Genomic DNA, 217 nt, shown 5'->3' with positions numbered 1-217 from the left:
ATGCAACGTCATGGTCCTGGGATATTGATGCTGACGGTACTGAAGATTACTCCAGCCAGAATATAATTCATACGTATGATACAGCTGGTTTGTATACTGTCAATCTTACTGTCAGTAATATCAATGGTACTGCTTCCGAAGTCAAGACCGGTTATATCAATGTGACATCAGTTCCTATACTTCCGGTATCCGATTTCAGTGCTAATGTAACTGAAGG

Annotated in this window: 1 protein-coding gene; it reads left to right on the top strand. The window is 40.6% G+C overall.

Annotated features, from left to right (window positions below; genetic code table 11):
* Positions 1-217 (top strand): PKD domain-containing protein (locus E7X57_RS12270; protein WP_135613301.1); only part of this gene is annotated, 217 nt, incomplete at both ends.

Source organism: Methanococcoides sp. AM1 (genome assembly GCF_900774055.1).
In the GTDB taxonomy this organism is placed as follows: domain Archaea; phylum Halobacteriota; class Methanosarcinia; order Methanosarcinales; family Methanosarcinaceae; genus Methanococcoides.
The sequence above is the reverse complement of the archived record's forward strand: the minus strand, read 5'-3'. Positions and strand labels throughout refer to the sequence as shown.